We start from the raw sequence: 15298 nt of genomic DNA, 5'->3' as shown, positions 1-15298 counted from the left end.
CGATGGCCCGCACTTCGACACCTGAGAGGGCCCGCTCTACGTCGGGCTGGAGCGGATGAAGGACTCGGCAGTCCTTTGTGTCGACGCGGACGCCGGAGAGCTCGCCACCGGCCTCATGGCCGCCCTTCGAGGCGGCTACCTCCTTGGCGCAGACGGCCCAGGACATCAAGCCCATGAGGATCGCCATGGGCATGTCGATCAGCCGTATCGAGCCCTATGTCGTGTCCGCCGAGGACACCAAGCCGGGGGCGAGGGAGTGCGCTAAGCCGTCCAGGTCGGGTGGCGCCGCCGAGAACTCCCGGTACGCACCGGGGTTTCGTCGCGGCCTCCGTGCTTGCGGGACCGGACTCACCTCGACGGGCACAGGGGGTCCGGCGAGATGTGTGCTGCGGGAGGACGCTTTCGTCCATGCTTCATGCGCCTCATCCGCCACAGGCGGCGGCCACCTGGCCTGAAACCAGATGCCTTGCGGTCATGAGAGGACTGTTTGGTCCTAAGAATTGACCGATCTGCGGTACGTTTGGGGAAGGCGGTCCCCAGTGGACAGCCAGGCAGCGAAGCCTCACAAGGATCTCCAGGGCGGTAAGCACCATGCATGCAGGCGTCGAGTTCTCAGTGCTCGGCCCAGTCAGGCTGCACAAAGAGGGGGTCGAGGCCGGAGCCGGTCAGCCGCGGCAGTGTGCCGTGCTCGCTTCGCTGCTGCTCAGGGCGGGCAAGCCGGTGAGCCTTTCGAGACTGGTGCAGGACGTGTGGGGCGACGACGCCCCACCGTCGGCCGTAGGCTCCGTGCGCACGTACGTTTACAGGCTCAGGCAGGCACTGGGGGGCAAGAGTGACAGCTCCGTGAGCCTGGTCGACGGGGGCTACCTGCTGCGCATCCAACCGGACGCTCTGGACCTGAACAGGTTCAAGGAGACGACGGCAAGGGCGAGGAAGGCCCGCGGCACCGGCGACCTGACGGTCGCGGCGAGCCTGCTGACGGAGGCCCTCGAGATGTGGAGAGGAGTGGCCCTCGCGGGGGTCCCGGGGCCGTTCGCGGACCAGCAGCGCAGCGTCCTTGGCGAGCTGCGGCTCGCCTGTGTGGAGGAGCAGCTCGCTTGCGAAGTGGAGAGAGGGCGCTACACCGAGGCTGCCGCGGAACTGTCCGCCCTGCTTGTGGAGCACCCGCTTCGAGAGCGCATATGCGGCCTCCTCATGACCGCGCTCTACGGTGCCGGGCGGCAGTCCGAGGCCTTGACGATCTACCACACGACCAGTCACCTGCTGCGGCAGCGTCTCGGCGTCAGTCCGTCGCCGGAGCTGCAGCAAGTCCACGAGCGCATCCTCTCCGGGCGATTCCAGCTCCCACGGAGCACCGAGCCCCTGAAGGGCACGACACGGACGCCTCCGCCTCACCCCCCGGCTCAGCTGCCGGCTGCCCTGCCGAGCCTGGTCGGTCGCGAGAGTGAGCAGGAGCAGGTCGAACGCTTGGTCGCCGACGCAGAGGCGTCGTCCTCCGTGGCCATCTGCACGGTCGGCGGACTGGCCGGGGTGGGAAAGACGGCTTTCGCGGTCACCGTCGCCCACCGTCTGGCCGACCGCTTCCCTGACGGCCAGCTCTTTGCAGATCTGCAGGGAGCCGGACCGGAGGCGGAGCCGCGGGACCCCGCGCATGTGCTCGCGGACTTCCTCCAGTCCTTGGGGGTCCGCCTCGAGGACATGCCCGAGACCGCGCAGGCACGGGCGCTCATGTTCCGGGGCCTGCTGGCCAGCCGGCGCGTGCTCGTTGTGCTCGACAACGCATGGAGCACGGACCAGCTGAAGCATCTCCTCCCCGGAAGCTCCGGTTCCATGGCCCTTGTCACCAGCCGCATGCAACTGCACGCGCTCGTCGCTGCCTATCAGGCGCTTCCCCTCACACTCATGCCCCTGAGCCTGACGGACGCACGCACCCTCCTCACGCGCCGGCTCGGCGCAGCGAGGACAGCAGCTGAACCAGAGGCCGTCGACCGCATCATCCGCCTGGCTGGGCAGCTTCCCTTGGCCCTGGCCAACGTCGCCGCCCGCGCGGCGTATCGGCCACAGCTGCGTTTGGCGAGCCTGGCCGATGAGTACGAAGTGCCGGAGTACAGGACTCTCGACGCCTTTGCGAGCGAGGAGGACCAGGCGCTCGACGTCCGGGAGTCCATCACCCGCTCGTACCGCCTTCTCGACACGGAAACAGCCGCGCTCTTCCGCGACATGAGCGCCTGCCCCGACCCTATGTTCGCGGCATCGCAGGTCGCGGACCTGGCCGGACGGCCCGAGTGCCGGGTCCGCCAGGTCCTCTCGCGCCTCACCCGAGCGCACCTCGTCTCGGAGATCGGCCCGGGTCGGTACAGCTGGAATCGGCTTGTGGCCGCGTACGCAGTGGAGCAGGCGGGACAAGGGTTTCTCGACCGGGGCAAGCTGGCCCGTTTATAGGCCGAGCAGGGCCGGCATCGGCCGGGGTCGACGACTTGCCGCCCGGTGACTATGCCGGATAGACGCGTAGTCGCACGGCCCGCCGACGGCCTGGCCATTGACTTCGTCGTCGAAGCCGATCGCGTCGAACTCGGTGAGATCGTGCAGCGGGTGCGGGACGGACGGCTGCGGACCAACATTGGTGACGTCGCGAGCCTCGACGATGCCGTCGGTGCCCTCAACCCGACCACGCGACGCCTCGGGAAGACCGTCATCCGCGTCCTGCCGTAGGCACGGGACATCCACCGTCCGACCGGCAGGTGATGGTCCTGATCCACGCCACGGCCATCGGCCACCGACCGGCGCAGTGTCGCAGCCGTCAGTCGCCCGCGGGACCAGGCCGGGGTGCCTGCCGGGCCGTGTCCTGCCGGCAGCCGACGGAGGGCGATAGACGTCAGGGGTAATCTGAGAGGGTGTGGGTCCGCTGGTCGTCGTGACCGCCCGCGATGCGGCAGAGGGCCAGTGAGCATTACGGAGGGTAAGGGATGAGTCGCGTATCGCAAACGGAGGCGAAGGCCAACCGGGAGCGAACGGTGGCCGCGGCCTCCCGGCTGTTCCGCCAGAACGGTATCGCCAAGGTCGGCATCGCGGACGTGATGAAGACGATCGGACTCACCCAGGGCGGCTTCTACAAGCAGTTCGCCTCCAAGGCCGCGCTCGTCGACGAGGCGACCGCCAAGGCCTTCGCCGACAACCTGCAAGACCTTGTGGCTCTGGACCGTGAGGCTGGGGGGCACGAGGCGGCGTGGCAATCGCTGCTGGAGTCCTACCTCTCCGTCGAGCACCGCGATGACCCCGGCACCGGCTGCCCCGCAGCCGGCTTCGCGGGCGACGTCGCGCGTGAGCCCGAACACCGGCAGACCTACGCCAGGGGCGTCCAGGAGCTCGCGGAGTGGATCGCGCCTGGCGACGCAGGGCTGGCCGCGTATGCCACGCTCGTCGGCGGCATACTCCTTGCCCGCGCCACCGCGGGCACGCCTTTGTCGGAGCAGATCCTGCACGCCGCGCATGCGGCGGCAGCGGGGGCTGTCGAGGGCGGCCGGCCGGCGAACTGACGTGTACGCCAGCTGGTGTGCTGAACCTCTCGACGCCCCGCAGGGGTGCGTGCGGGATGCGCGGGGCGTGCCTCGTGCCGCCGGGCCCGCGGCCGGCGCCTCCGGCGCCTGAATCCGTGGCCTGTCCCGCTGCCGGCGGTGCACGCAGCGGCCCGGCGGGCGGCTGAGGCGGTGATGTCGCCGGGAACGGCGGCCGTGAGGGCGGGGCCGCTACCCGTCCTGACGGCCCCTGGCCGTAGGACGGGGGCCCATGGGGCGCGGTGGCAGTGGTCGGCCGGGTCCCACCGTGCCAGCCGAGGACCGGGAAGATCCCTTTGCCGGTGTGCCGCACGGCAGACAGCCGGCCCTCATGTCGGCTCCCGCCCGAAGACGCCGACTGCGGGCCGGGGGCGGTGGGCCCTCGGCCCCTGGTGTCAGTGGGCGTAGCGCCCGGCAGGGCGCGTGAGGGACAGGCCCGGGACCAGCTGCTGGCGGGCGTTGTCGTACTCCTCCCACCGGGCGTACTCCGGCAGTGAGGGGATCGTGACCAGTTCACCGGCGTCGAGACCGGCGAGCGCGGCCCGTGCCGCGTCGCGGGGTGCCATGACGGCCTCCTTGGGCAACTGCTCCAGTTCGATGCCCGAACCGTCCCAGATCGCCGTCTCCAGCGCACCGGGCACCACGACCTGCACCCGGACGCCGGAATCGGCGAACTCCTGCGCCAGGGACTGGCTGAACGCGATCACGTACGCCTTCGTCCCGCTGTACACGGCGCCCACCGGCAGGATGTTGAGGGCGAGGGCGGACGAGATGTTGACGATCGTGCCCGAGCCCCGGACGGAGAACGCCTTCGCGGCGGCGGCCGCCAGCCTGGTGGTGGAGGTCAGGTTGAAGGTGATCAGCCACTCCAGCCGGTCCGGGTCCGCCGCGGACAGGGGGCCGAACAGGGCACTGCCGGCGTTGTTCACCAGCGTGCCGATCGAGGGGTCGGTGGCCAGGCGGTCCTCGACGCTCCGCATGCCCTTCGGCGTGGCCAGGTCGGCGCTCAGCACCGAGACCTCGACGCCGAAACGCTCCGCGAGGTTCGCCGCGGCGGACTCCAGCCGCGCCTGGTCGCGGGCGACGAGCAGCAGGCTGTGCCCCCGCGCCGCCAGTTCCTCGGCGTAGGCGGCGCCCAGACCTGCGGTCGCGCCGGTGATGAGCGCCGTACCGGACTTGTGTGTGGACATGGTCGTCCTCTTTCCTGAGTGGATGTGCGCGTTAGATGGTCATTCTAATCTAAGTTTCCGATGATGCGGCCGGCGCCAGACCGCGGCGGCGCTGCGGGGCCGGCGTGCCCGATGGTGTGCTCAACATCGGGCACAGCGACGAGGTCGCGGTGAACGTGCTGCTGGACCACCGGATGCGGAGGCCGTGTCGTTCGTGGGCTCCACGCCGCCCCGGTCCGACGCCATCATCGTGCCGTCGCGTACGAAGATGGCGTCCGGCTCGACCTGCGCGGGCGGACAGCGCGGGCCCCGGTTCCCGCGGCCGCTGGTGCGTCGCCGTCCGCCGGCCGTCCGGAAGCCGCCGCGGCCAGCGTCACGAGGCCCCCTCCGGCGGCACCATTCCAGCGTCAGATCCACATCTGAGGGCCCTGTGTTCCGCGGTGCCGCGACGGCCGTCGCCCCGTGCCGCGTTGTAGTTCGTCACGAGATGACGGCGAAGTGCGGAGGGCGAGCGTGGCCAAACGCGCCACAATGCGATCGCGTGCCTGTGGGGCCCTTCGCCGGAGCCGGCGGCAACTGGACGGAATCCTCATGGACTTGACCGGCTTCCCGGACGGAGGGCTACGACCAGTACCTGAGTGTCTCGGGGACGACGGGAGAGGACGCCGCCGAGAGAGACCGGGTGCCGAGCCGCCGTTGCCGTCCGGGCTCGGGGCCCCGCCCTCGTTGCGGTCATCGGCCCTCGGGGCCCAGCATGGTCCCAGCCGGTACCGTGTAAGCAGTACGGAAAGCGCTCATGTGCTGCGGCGCCCAAGAGGTCGACTCACCTCCACGCAGCGGAGCCGGCCAAGACAATCGAGCAGGTCCCCTTCAACGAAGTCATCTTGCGCGCGCTGAGCCACAAGACGCCCGACGGGCCGCACGAGCAGCGGCACCGTCGGGCCCGGGAGAAGGACCGCACAGTGACCGGGAAGATCGACAGCCTGCACCCGGAAGACGGCGCGATCGTGCCGCCTGACCAGATCCCCACCGCCGTCACCGCAGGCCGCCTGGCCTACGGCGATGGCACGACCCAGACCTTCCGACCCGACGGAACCACCTCCTACTTCGAGAGCGGACGCCAGACGGAGGGCACCTGGTCCGTCGACGAGAATGGCCGCTTCAGCTCTTTCTGGCCGCCCTCCTACCAAGCGTCCTACGATCTGCGATGGGTGGTGGAAGGGGGAGCAGTCGTCGGCCTCCGGTTCTCCGATCTGAGGAGCGGCACCAGCTTCGACGGCCGTTTCCAGTAGCCCCAGGTGCCGCCTGAGGTGGCAAGCCAGAGAGGTGGTCGACCAGCCTTTGGCGGCCCGACGGCGATGGCGTGCCATCCGCAGGCCCGGCCATGGGCGGCTCAGCCGGCGCCCAGAGGCCGCCGACGAAATCATCAAAGCCCTCGCCGAATACCTAGGCAAAATGGTGTCTCCGCCTGCCACGCCAGGCGGAGACTTGGCCTCGCCGTTTCTGTCCCATGACACTAGAGTGGAACGAGTCGACAAGAAGCCCAGAAACGGTTTGACGTCCATCGCGTATCCACGCTAGTCGCCGATTGAGTTTTCACGCCAAACAGAAATCGGAAAACCGATGAGCGATGTAGCATACACTAATCTGCGGTTCGACCCCGATCTGACGTCCTTTCACTCCCTCGCCGGACAGATGGCGCAAGCCTTCGGATACAAGGCCGAGCTCACCATCGACGGTCAACTCGCCCAACTGATCAGGTTGCGTGTCGCACAGCTTACGCCCTGTTCCTACTGCCTGATCCTCCATACGAGAACGGCACTGGAAAAGGGAATCAACCCGGACAAGGTCGCGCACCTCGCGAGCTGGCGTCAGAGCGAGATGTTCCACGCATCCGAACGGGCCGCTCTGGCGTATTGTGAAGGGCTGACGGACTACGACTTGAACACGTTTCCGGCCCTGCACGAAGAGCTGATCAACCACTTCAACGAGACCGAGGTCGCGGAGATCGCCGCCGTCATCATCAACATGAATGTCTGGACGCGACTGAAGCTCGCCCAAGGCGCCGTACCCCACACCGCAGCCGGCGACGTGAATCCAGTATCCAGCTGAGCGCTAGTTCAATTTTAAGGGCCCTGTCTCAGTCGTTGGCCTTCATGTGACGCCGTTGGACACCGCGGTCTGCCCGGTGTGCGGGGCATCGTCGGGGCGGGTGCACGGCTATCACTGGCGGACGGTGGCCGACGTTCCGGTCGACGGGCGCCGGGTGGTGGTCCGTGTGCGGGTGCGGCGTCTGGTGTGCGCCCCGCAGGCGACCGGGGAGCCGATACGGGCCCCTTCGGGCGGCCGGTTCACGCGGAATGTTCCCGCGACAGCGCCCGGAAACGTCGGAGCGTCGCCGGACAGATCAGGAATCGAGAAGCGCGAGTCACTGGGGCGCGCCTAGCCTGATCGTCATGGACATCACCATTCACTCGAGCTTCCTGCCGCACGATGATCCGGACGCGTCGCTCGCGTTCTACCGCGACGTCCTCGGCTTCGAGGTCCGCAGCGACGCCGGGCAGGGCAGGATGCGCTGGATCACCGTCGGCCCGGCAGGTCAGCCCGACACATCCCTCCTCCTGGCGCCACCCGCCGCCGACCCGGGAGTCACCGAGGACGAGCGCCGCACCATCACGGAGATGATGGCCAAGGGCACCTACGGCTGGATCCTGCTGGCCACCCCGGACCTTGATGCCACGTTCGAGAAGGTGCAAGCCGGTGACACCGAGGTCGTCCAGGAGCCGACCGAGCAGCCGTACGGCATCCGTGACTGCGCCTTCCGCGACCCCGCGGGCAATCTGGTCCGCATCCAGGAGGTCCGCTGAGCCGTACGGGCATCGATGTGGCCGCGCCGACCAGCACCGCGACCGCCTCGCACAGCGCGGCGCACCGTCGCAGCGGTGCCGGCCCTGCCGGCCGCCCACCAGGGGCACGTCCGCGTTCTCGTTGCACCGGCAGGGTCACGGAGTGTGTCCCGCTGCGGTCCGGCGGTCGCCCGACCGGCTGGGCGGGGCTCGGGCGGGCCGGGCCTGGTCACCGAGCGCCTGGGGCGCGACGTCTCGGCAGGCACCCCAGGCGTTCCCAGACGTCGATGGAAGAGGAAAGGAGAGGGGGAGTTTCCCATGTGTCAGCCCGAGTGGCGGCGTGCACGCGTCCAGGCGCAACGCCTGACCGACCTCGCGCGGCTGCGCCGCGTCCGCGACAGGATCGACAGGGAGTACGCGCAGCCGCTGAACGTGGAGGCGCTCGCCCGCGGTGTCAACATGTCCGCTGGGCACCTCAGCCGGCAGTTCCGGGCTGCCTACGGCGAGTCGCCGTACGCGTATTTGATGACGCGTCGCATTGAGCGCGCGACGGCGCTGCTGCGCCGTGGCGACCTCAGCGTCACCGAGGTCTGCTTCGCGGTCGGCTGCGCATCGCTGGGCACGTTCACCACCCGCTTCACCGAGCTGGTCGGCATGCCGCCCGGGGCGTTCCGGAGCCGCGCGGCGGATGCGCAGGCCGACAGCGCCGATGCCGCACGTCCGGGCGGTGATGCGGGGCCTGCGGTCACGGTGGAGGGAATGCCGGCCTGTGTGGCGAAGCAGGTGACAAGACCGGTCAGGAATCGAGAAGCTCCGGCCGCCGAGCAGCCCCTAGCGTGATGGCCATGGCAACCACCGCATCCATGACGTCCCTCGCGTCCCTGACCCTCGAGGTGGCCGACCCGGCTGCCGCCCACCGCTTCTACACCGCCTTCGGAGTGGAGAGCCACATAAGCCTGCGGGCGTCCGCGGCGCACTCCACCGGATTCCGTGGCTTCACCCTGGCTCTCACGGTGTCCCGGCCGGCCACTGTCGACAGCTTCCTCGACGCCGCCGTGGACGCCGGCGCCACGGTGGTCAAGCCCGCCGGGAAGTCGCTATGGGGCTATGGCGGCGTCGTCCAGGCGCCGGACGGGACGATCTGGAAGGTCGCGACCTCGGCGAAGAAGGACACCGGCCCGGCCACCCGCGAGATCGACGAGATCGTCCTCCTGCTCGGCGTCGAGGATGTGAAGGCCAGCAAGCAGTTCTACGTCAGCCGGGGCCTCACCGTGGCCAAAAGCTTCGGCGGCAAGTACGCCGAGTTCGCCTCGGACGAGTCGAGCCCCGTCAAGCTTGCGCTGTACAAGCGCCGCGGCCTGGCCAAGGACCTCGGTGTCCCCGCCGACGGCTCCGGCTCGCACCGCATCGTCCTCGGCGGCACCACGGGCCCCTTCACCGACCCGGACGGATTCGCCTGGGAGGCCGCCACGCCGCCCACCCCCGCGCCGTCCACGGCGCCTGCGCAGTCCTGACTCCCGGTTCTGACCCCCGCCCCGACCTGCCTCACCCCTGCACGAGAGGAAATCTGCCATGCAGCACACGAAGCCGACTGCCGAGAACTCCGGCACGGCCGTCGAGCACTACAGCGGATTCACCGCCGAGGAGCGGGCCGCGATGAAGGAGCACGCGCAGGAGCAGAAGAGGACAGCGGCCCGGGGCGGTTCACGGGCGGAGAAGGAGGCGGCGGCGGAGCGGGATGTGCTCGCGAAGATCGCCGAGATGCCGGAGGCGGACCGTGTCCTCGCCGAGCGGATCCACGCCATCGTCAAGGCTGCCGCTCCATGCCTCACGCCCAAGCTCTGGTACGGGATGCCGGCCTACGCCAGAGACGGCAAGGTCGTCTGCCACTTCCAGAGCGCGCAGAAGTTCAAGTCGAGGTATGCCACGCTCGGATTCAGCGACCAGGCGGCACTCGACGACGCCGCCATGTGGCCGACCGCCTACGCCCTGACGGAGGTGACCGCAGCCGACGAGCAGCGCATAAGCGCGCTCGTCAAGAAGGCGGTGGGCTGAGGCCGGCCGGGGCGGAACCGGCGGCGGGAGCGACCGAGCCGCGGACGCCGCTCGTGCGTTTGACACAGCACGTCGCCACGGCCCGGCTGACCCCCACCTAGTCGGCGGCGGCAGGGCGAAGACCGACGGCCAGGCCGTCCGCCAGCGCAAAGGCTCACGCGGCGGACGGCCACCCGGCTTCGACGAAAAGCGGTAAGGCAGCACCGGGCCGTGGCCACCAGGTACGACAAGCGCGGCTACGTCTTCCTCGGCACAGCCATCGCAGCAGCCCTCGCGATCCGGCCACGGTGCCGTCGCCGATGACGAGGTCCCCGTGCCGCTTTGCGTCAGTAGCGACCGCCCAGGTCTCGATCACGTAGAGGTTCTTGGGTCGTCCTGGTCGGCGAAGACGTTGTAGGCGAGGTGGCCGGGCTCGGCCACGACCGTCACTTCGATGGCGCGCAGTTCGTCGAGGAGCTCCCGCGCTGCCGTGTCGTCGACGGCGGATAACCGGGTGACCAGGCAGCCCGGCTCCGGGCCCGGCGCGGATACTCCAGCTTCCGGCCTGAGTGCGCGGCGCCGCCCGTGGAAAGCCGTCCGCCCGGCACGACAGCCGGGTCCCACCCCTACCCACCACCCCGATCACGCAGTTCAGCAGCCGACGGCGAGCACAACTGCACCACCGTCGGCCGCTACCGGCGGATTCGGGTCTGACCGCATGGGCTGGGCGGGTTCCAGGCCGCTGGGGCGAGTGGGCATCCGGCCCAGCGGACGCGTTTCTCGCTGCGGATGCGGGCGCTCTCTCGGTGTTGGGCGGCGAGGACGTCGGGGTGGCGGGCATGGGTGTTGCGTCAGCGCAGGTAGCGTGCAGTGCCCGGGTCTGGACAAAAATACCGGACGCCGTGGGCGCGGTGGTAGCTCGCCGGTACCTGGTCGGCTTGGTCTGCTCGGCCCAGCAGCCGCCGCCGTTGGACCCGCTGGGCGATCACCGGCATCCGGTTCCCGCCCGCCGAGGCCGGCAGCATCATCGCGCGCCGGTAGCACACCGAACTGGTGCTGCCCCGGCGCACGATCTGCCGCAGCTTCTGCCCCTCCTGATCGGTCGGTCTGCGCACCCGCACAGGCCCAGCCACCGCACCTCCAGCAGCCGGAACGAACGTCACCACACATCCAACCGCCCCGACCGCCAACCTCGCGGACCTACGCGGTCACGGCACAGCGCGCGCCAATGTCTCGATGCGCATGTGAAGCGTGTCGTTTCCAGCCGTTTCGGATGTCAGCCCTGAGCGGTGGGTCGCACGATCAGCTCGTTGACGTCGACGTTGGCGGGCTGGTCGATGGCGAAGGCGATCGCGTCCGCGATGGCCGAGGCGGGGATCGCCAGTTGCTCGGCGGCCGCGCGGGCCGCGGCCTGGGCCTGTGCCGAGCCGCCCCGGTGCGTCAGCTCGCTCTGTGTGAAGCCGGGACTGATGACAGTGACGCGGATGTCCCGGCTCTCCTGGCGCAGTCCTTCGGACACCGCTGCCACAGCGAATTTCGTGGCGCTGTAGACCGCAGCGGTAGGGTCCACCCGGTGCCCGGACACCGAGGACACATTCACGATGTGCCCTGCTGCCTGCCGCTGCATCTGAGGCAGCACGGCGGCGATGCCGTGGAGCACGCCACGCAGATTGACATCGATCATCTGCTCCCATTCGGCGATCCGCAGATCGGCGATCGGCGAGAGCGGCATCACTCCGGCGTTGTTGACGAGGACGTCGATGTGCCCGAACGCCTCCAGTCCGGCGGCGGCGAAGGCACGCATGGAGTCAAGGCTGGTCACATCCAACTCGTGGTGGGAAACCTGGGCCCCCTCCGCGCGCAGTTCCCCGGCAAGTGCGGCAAGGCGCTCGGTCCGGCGGGCGCCAAGGAGAACACGGTGGCCGAGCTCGGCCAGACGGCGGGCGGTGGCCTCGCCGATGCCGCTGCTGGCGCCGGTGATGAGAACGGCCTTGGGTTGTGACGTGGTCATGTTGATCCCTCATGGTGTCTCGGCGGCGGCCGCCGCCTCCTTGACTCAAGTACGCCGGGGCAGATCCGGGAAGGGAGCAGCTGCCTGGGTGTGCGGCACCCAGGCACCTGCTCCCTTCTTCGTTGCCCCCGGTTGCCGGAGGCTGTCGTCAAGGCGGCCTGTGGGCAGTCGCCGAACACCGGTGTGCGCGTCGCCCGAGCCCGGCGAGCGCGCCACTGCGGATCGCGGTGGGGTGGCTCGGCGGCGTCACAAAATCCGCCGTTCCCGCGCCGTGCTGCTCTCCGCTGGCCGTGTCGGCAGGCGACCCCTCGGCCCCCATCCCTTGAGAAGACTTCTCAATTGGTTGGCTCGGTAGTCCGCGGGCGTGGGGCGCTGGCCGCCGGCGGGCACCAGGCTGAATTCGAGCGGCAACTCGCCCTCGAGGAGGTGCCCTGGATCCGGGACCGGACACGGCACATCGAGCGGCTGAGGACGGCTCCCGAAACCGGAGCCCTCACCGTCGTCAACGAATGGGCCATGGGACTGCGAGCGTAGCGGGTACTGCCGACGGCCCGCCCGCGCCGCAGCATGGGTGAGCCGCCGGCCCGGGCGCCGGCGACGGACGTATCTGCGGCGCCTGGTTCCGCTACGCCGGTTCCAGCCTGCATCCCGCACAGTTCGCACAAGTGTGGGAATGCGGGGTAGGGCTGAGGGTGGCGTCTCGGTTGCCGGCCCGGGGGGATTCGTGATTGTCCGGGCCTGTAGGTGTGTCCGCGTTCCCGCCATCCGTGCAGGGCCTCTTCTCGGGCCGCGTGGACCACTGAAATGTAAGGACTGTGCCGGGGGGCCCGGGCCTTCGCGGTTCGGCGGTGCTGAGCTGTCAGGGCATTCCTGCCCTGTCCAGCAGGGCGGTGGCGGTGGCCGTGGCCAGGCCGTCCAGGCTGTTGCCTTGGGTCATGGCGCGGGCGCTGGATCCGTCGAAGACGACGGTGAGCTGGTGGGCGAGCTGATCGGCGTTGTGCGCTCCGCCCCGATGGGCCTGTTCGCGGAAGAAGCCGGTGAGGGCGTCCTTGTAGCGTCGGGCGACCACGCTGGCGGGGTGCTCGGGGTTCTTGAGCTCGAAGGCGGTCGCCAGGAAGGGGCAGCCTAGGTACTCCGGTGACGCGGACAGCGACTCGAGGTGATGGAAGACGTGCATGATGCGATCGCGTGGTGGCAGGTCGGCCTCGGGGGCGGGGAGCAGCCGGCTGAGGTAGCGGGAGCCGGCGCGGTCCAGGCTTGCCGCCAGGACGTCGTCCTTGCTGGTGAAGAGCTGGTACATCGACCGCTTGGAGACTCCGGCCGCTCGGCACAGTGCCTCGATGCCGATGTTGACGCCTTGCCGGTAGAAGAGCGCGGCCGCGGCGTCGAGGAGTCGCTCGCGAGTCGGAGCCGTGGCGGTGGCGGCGGTCGGGGCGGGTGTGCGGGAAGTCATGGAAGAGAGCCTACGCCTTGTGTTGCCGAATGGAAACCGATCGGTTTACAGTGCTGGAAACCGATCGGTTTCCGCCGTCGGGTCGTCACGCTGGGAGTGGATTCATGACCGCCATCGCAGGTTCGACCGTCCTTGTCACCGGAGGCAGCCGAGGCATCGGCCGGGCCCTGGTCGAGTCCTTGTACGCCCGAGGGGCCAAGAAGGTCTACGCCACCGCCCGAGACCCGCGCACCGTCACCCACCCCGGCGCGGTCGCACTCGCCCTGGAGGTCACCGACCCCGACTCGGTGGCCGCCGCCGCGGAGCAGGCGCAGGACGTCACCATCCTGATCAACAACGCCGCGGGGGCCGTGGCGGCCTCGTTCCTGACCTCACCGGTGGACGACGTCCGCCGTGAGTTCGACACCAACTTCTACGGCCCCCTGCGGATGATCCGGGCCTTCGCCCCGATCATCGAGGCCAACGGCGGCGGCCACCTGCTCAACGTGCACTCGGTCCTGTCCTGGGTCGCGCTCTCCGGCTCCTACAGCGCCTCCAAGGCGGCACTGTGGTCGCAGACCAACTCGCTCCGCCTGGAGCTGAAGCCGCGCGGCGTCAATGTCACCGGGCTGCATGTCGGGTACGTGGACACCGACTTGGCTGCTCACATCGACGCGCCGAAGGCGTCGCCGCAGAGCGTCGCGGAGCAGGCGCTGGACGGGATCGAATCCGACGCCTACGAGGTGCTGGCCGACGACCTCTCCCGTCAGGTCAAGGCGGGTCTGTCAGCCGACCTCGCCGCCCTCTACCCGCAACTGGCCGGCTGACCAACGCGCCCCGCCGCGACGTCGTGGGGCACCGCGATGAGCTTGCTCGGGACGCACGGCAGCCGTCCCAAGTAGTGCCGATTGTTCCGCCGCCTACCCCCGACCTCGACGTGCTCCGTCAGAAGCTGTCGAAACTGAGGGGGAGCACATGAGGAACGTGGGGACTCGTAGGTCTGTCACGTACACACTGGGTGAGATCGAGCCGGCCGTACCACGTGCGCCCTGGCCGTCCGGCTCGCTTGCGCCCAAGCAGTCGGCGCCGCGCCGGACCACCCTTTGAGAACCACATCGGACTCCTGGTGGTTCGGTCTCCGTGCAGCGGGGCGAGCGCCTACGACGTGCGGCTCTTTGCGTCATTCAGGGGAGCGCCGTGGCTCTTGTTGCTCTCCGCCGTGTCCGATGACGCACCGAAACCACTCAATATCTCGACCGGCAGCTTAGGGGCTGGGCCATGCCGCCCGGCAGAGTTGTTCGCCGTCGTATTCATCCCTCCCCGTGGCCGCCCACCCCTGATCCACAGATCGCCGTGAACAAAAGGAAGTGTCATGTCCCCAAACAGCGCCCTCGCGTATGAGGTCTTCATCGCCGACCCGATCCGGCTGAGTGTGCCCGCGCTCGTCCCCAACGGCGACCGCCGGATGTTCTCGCCCCTGTCCACCACGCTTGTCTACGGCGAGCGTGACGCCGTGCTCGTCGACCCGCCCCTGACGTCCGCTCAGGCCCAGGCCGTCGGTGAATGGATCGAGGCCAGCGGCAAGAACCTGACCCACATTTTCGCCACACATGGTCACGGCGACCACTGGTTCACTGCCGGTGTCCTGTCCGAGCGATTCGGCGCCCAGGTTGTTGCGACGACGGGCACGATCAAGCAGATGCACCACAACGTGTCGATTCGTGCCGGCTTCTGGGACACGTTCTTCCCCGGTCAGATCCCGGACACCCCGGTCACGGCCGTCACCGTGCCCGACAACCGGTTCACGCTCGAAGATCATGAACTGCTGATCACCGAAGTCGGTCACAGCGACACCGACGACACCAGCGTCCTGCATGTCCCTGACCTCGAGCTCGTGGTCGCCGGTGACGTGATCTACAACGGCGTGCACCAATTCCTGGTCGAGGCCGGGCACGGCGGCCTGGACGCGTGGCGCCGTGCCATCGGAATCGTCGAAGACCTCAGGCCTCGCTGGATCGTCGCCGGACACAAGAACAAGGAGCTCGATGACGACGCCACCCGTACCATCAGTGAAACCCGCCGGTACCTCGAGGCCGTCGACGAACTGCTTCTCCAGCACGGCAGCGCTCTCGACTTCTTCAAAGCGATGTTGGCGCGGTTCCCCGAGCGCCTGAATCCGGGCGCTCTGTGGGGCGGAGCCGTCGCGCTCTACTCCTGACTTCCACGCGGTCAGTGATCATCCGCAGCTGGCG

15 protein-coding genes and 2 pseudogenes are annotated in these 15298 nt (G+C 69.1%); 12 read left to right on the top strand and 5 right to left on the bottom strand.

Annotation, left to right across the window (positions count from 1 at the left end; all coding sequences use genetic code 11):
- Nucleotides 1–591: 591 nt before the first annotated feature.
- The 3 genes from AC3EUJ_RS23040 to AC3EUJ_RS23030 all read left to right on the top strand — a co-directional run bounded on the left by AC3EUJ_RS23040 (nt 592) and on the right by AC3EUJ_RS23030 (nt 3536).
- The gene (locus AC3EUJ_RS23040; protein WP_431964260.1) at nt 592–2442 is read left to right on the top strand and encodes an AfsR/SARP family transcriptional regulator; all 1851 of its coding nucleotides are present in this window, start codon (nt 592–594) and stop codon (nt 2440–2442) included.
- Between the two features lie 51 nt (nt 2443–2493).
- Nucleotides 2494–2712: a hypothetical protein gene (locus tag AC3EUJ_RS23035; protein ID WP_431964258.1), complete on the top strand. Its 219-nt coding sequence runs from the start codon at nt 2494–2496 to the stop codon at nt 2710–2712.
- A gap of 254 nt (nt 2713–2966) precedes the next feature.
- On the top strand, nt 2967–3536 hold the full coding sequence (locus AC3EUJ_RS23030; RefSeq protein WP_431964256.1) for a TetR/AcrR family transcriptional regulator: 570 nt from the start codon (nt 2967–2969) through the stop codon (nt 3534–3536).
- Between the two features lie 413 nt (nt 3537–3949).
- Here the strand turns inward: AC3EUJ_RS23030 and AC3EUJ_RS23025 are convergent, their stop codons facing one another.
- Entirely contained in the window at nt 3950–4744 is a 795-nt protein-coding gene (locus AC3EUJ_RS23025; protein ID WP_431964254.1) for an SDR family NAD(P)-dependent oxidoreductase, read from the bottom strand.
- A 941-nt stretch (nt 4745–5685) separates the two neighbouring features.
- On the opposite strand from AC3EUJ_RS23025, the gene AC3EUJ_RS23020 reads away from it, so the two are divergent.
- The 7 genes and pseudogenes from AC3EUJ_RS23020 to AC3EUJ_RS22990 all read left to right on the top strand — a co-directional run bounded on the left by AC3EUJ_RS23020 (nt 5686) and on the right by AC3EUJ_RS22990 (nt 9624).
- A complete protein-coding gene (locus tag AC3EUJ_RS23020) occupies nt 5686–6015 on the top strand; it encodes a hypothetical protein (RefSeq protein ID WP_431964252.1) in 330 nt (109 codons plus the stop codon).
- Nucleotides 6016–6346: 331 nt separating this feature from the next.
- On the top strand, nt 6347–6835 hold the full coding sequence (locus AC3EUJ_RS23015) for a carboxymuconolactone decarboxylase family protein (RefSeq protein WP_431964250.1): 489 nt from the start codon (nt 6347–6349) through the stop codon (nt 6833–6835).
- Between the two features lie 49 nt (nt 6836–6884).
- A pseudogene (locus AC3EUJ_RS23010) lies at nt 6885–7029 on the top strand (transposase family protein); the annotation flags it as partial.
- A 150-nt stretch (nt 7030–7179) separates the two neighbouring features.
- Nucleotides 7180–7590 carry a VOC family protein gene (locus AC3EUJ_RS23005; RefSeq protein ID WP_431964248.1) on the top strand — a complete coding sequence of 137 codons (411 nt, stop codon included), beginning with the start codon at nt 7180–7182 and terminating at the stop codon, nt 7588–7590.
- A 297-nt stretch (nt 7591–7887) separates the two neighbouring features.
- On the top strand, nt 7888–8409 hold the full coding sequence (locus tag AC3EUJ_RS23000) for a helix-turn-helix transcriptional regulator (protein ID WP_431964246.1): 522 nt from the start codon (nt 7888–7890) through the stop codon (nt 8407–8409).
- Between the two features lie 5 nt (nt 8410–8414).
- Nucleotides 8415–9083: a glyoxalase gene (locus AC3EUJ_RS22995; RefSeq protein ID WP_431964244.1), complete on the top strand. Its 669-nt coding sequence runs from the start codon at nt 8415–8417 to the stop codon at nt 9081–9083.
- 58 nt (nt 9084–9141) lie between these two features.
- Nucleotides 9142–9624 (top strand): iron chaperone, encoded by a 483-nt coding sequence (locus tag AC3EUJ_RS22990; protein ID WP_431964242.1) that lies wholly within the window; start codon nt 9142–9144, stop codon nt 9622–9624.
- Between the two features lie 351 nt (nt 9625–9975).
- Here AC3EUJ_RS22990 and AC3EUJ_RS22985 read toward each other — a convergent pair whose 3' ends face one another.
- The 4 genes and pseudogenes from AC3EUJ_RS22985 to AC3EUJ_RS22970 all read right to left on the bottom strand — a co-directional run bounded on the left by AC3EUJ_RS22985 (nt 9976) and on the right by AC3EUJ_RS22970 (nt 13067).
- Nucleotides 9976–10227 carry a hypothetical protein gene (locus AC3EUJ_RS22985; RefSeq protein WP_431964240.1) on the bottom strand — a complete coding sequence of 84 codons (252 nt, stop codon included), beginning with the start codon at nt 10225–10227 and terminating at the stop codon, nt 9976–9978.
- 344 nt (nt 10228–10571) lie between these two features.
- Nucleotides 10572–10736: pseudogene (locus AC3EUJ_RS22980) on the bottom strand (IS630 family transposase); the annotation flags it as partial.
- Between the two features lie 143 nt (nt 10737–10879).
- Complete coding sequence (locus tag AC3EUJ_RS22975; RefSeq protein ID WP_431964238.1) at nt 10880–11614, bottom strand: SDR family oxidoreductase; 735 nt, start codon at nt 11612–11614, stop codon at nt 10880–10882.
- Between the two features lie 859 nt (nt 11615–12473).
- Nucleotides 12474–13067 carry a TetR/AcrR family transcriptional regulator gene (locus AC3EUJ_RS22970; RefSeq protein ID WP_431964236.1) on the bottom strand — a complete coding sequence of 198 codons (594 nt, stop codon included), beginning with the start codon at nt 13065–13067 and terminating at the stop codon, nt 12474–12476.
- Nucleotides 13068–13171: 104 nt separating this feature from the next.
- On the opposite strand from AC3EUJ_RS22970, the gene AC3EUJ_RS22965 reads away from it, so the two are divergent.
- On the top strand, nt 13172–13873 hold the full coding sequence (locus AC3EUJ_RS22965) for an SDR family oxidoreductase (protein WP_431964235.1): 702 nt from the start codon (nt 13172–13174) through the stop codon (nt 13871–13873).
- 545 nt (nt 13874–14418) lie between these two features.
- Nucleotides 14419–15264, top strand: a complete 846-nt coding sequence (locus tag AC3EUJ_RS22960) for an MBL fold metallo-hydrolase (RefSeq protein WP_431964233.1) — start codon at nt 14419–14421, stop codon at nt 15262–15264.
- The last annotated feature ends 34 nt before the right edge of the window (nt 15265–15298 follow it).

It is taken from the genome of Actinacidiphila sp. bgisy160 (assembly GCF_057707815.1).
Note: the sequence above shows the minus strand (reverse complement) of the source record. Positions and strands in the feature narration are given on the sequence as shown.

What these genes read in the sequence shown, in the direction of transcription:
- AC3EUJ_RS23040 (WP_431964260.1), top strand. Translation starts at nt 592, where the DNA reads ATGCATGCAGGCGTCGAGTTCTCAGTGCTCGGCCCAGTCAGGCTGCAC.
- AC3EUJ_RS23035 (WP_431964258.1), top strand. Translation starts at nt 2,494, where the DNA reads ATGCCGGATAGACGCGTAGTCGCACGGCCCGCCGACGGCCTGGCCATT.
- AC3EUJ_RS23030 (WP_431964256.1), top strand. Translation starts at nt 2,967, where the DNA reads ATGAGTCGCGTATCGCAAACGGAGGCGAAGGCCAACCGGGAGCGAACG.
- AC3EUJ_RS23025 (WP_431964254.1), bottom strand. Translation starts at nt 4,744, where the DNA reads ATGTCCACACACAAGTCCGGTACGGCGCTCATCACCGGCGCGACCGCA.
- AC3EUJ_RS23015 (WP_431964250.1), top strand. Translation starts at nt 6,347, where the DNA reads ATGAGCGATGTAGCATACACTAATCTGCGGTTCGACCCCGATCTGACG.
- AC3EUJ_RS23005 (WP_431964248.1), top strand. Translation starts at nt 7,180, where the DNA reads ATGGACATCACCATTCACTCGAGCTTCCTGCCGCACGATGATCCGGAC.
- AC3EUJ_RS23000 (WP_431964246.1), top strand. Translation starts at nt 7,888, where the DNA reads ATGTGTCAGCCCGAGTGGCGGCGTGCACGCGTCCAGGCGCAACGCCTG.
- AC3EUJ_RS22995 (WP_431964244.1), top strand. Translation starts at nt 8,415, where the DNA reads ATGGCAACCACCGCATCCATGACGTCCCTCGCGTCCCTGACCCTCGAG.
- AC3EUJ_RS22990 (WP_431964242.1), top strand. Translation starts at nt 9,142, where the DNA reads ATGCAGCACACGAAGCCGACTGCCGAGAACTCCGGCACGGCCGTCGAG.
- AC3EUJ_RS22975 (WP_431964238.1), bottom strand. Translation starts at nt 11,614, where the DNA reads ATGACCACGTCACAACCCAAGGCCGTTCTCATCACCGGCGCCAGCAGC.
- AC3EUJ_RS22970 (WP_431964236.1), bottom strand. Translation starts at nt 13,067, where the DNA reads ATGACTTCCCGCACACCCGCCCCGACCGCCGCCACCGCCACGGCTCCG.
- AC3EUJ_RS22965 (WP_431964235.1), top strand. Translation starts at nt 13,172, where the DNA reads ATGACCGCCATCGCAGGTTCGACCGTCCTTGTCACCGGAGGCAGCCGA.
- AC3EUJ_RS22960 (WP_431964233.1), top strand. Translation starts at nt 14,419, where the DNA reads ATGTCCCCAAACAGCGCCCTCGCGTATGAGGTCTTCATCGCCGACCCG.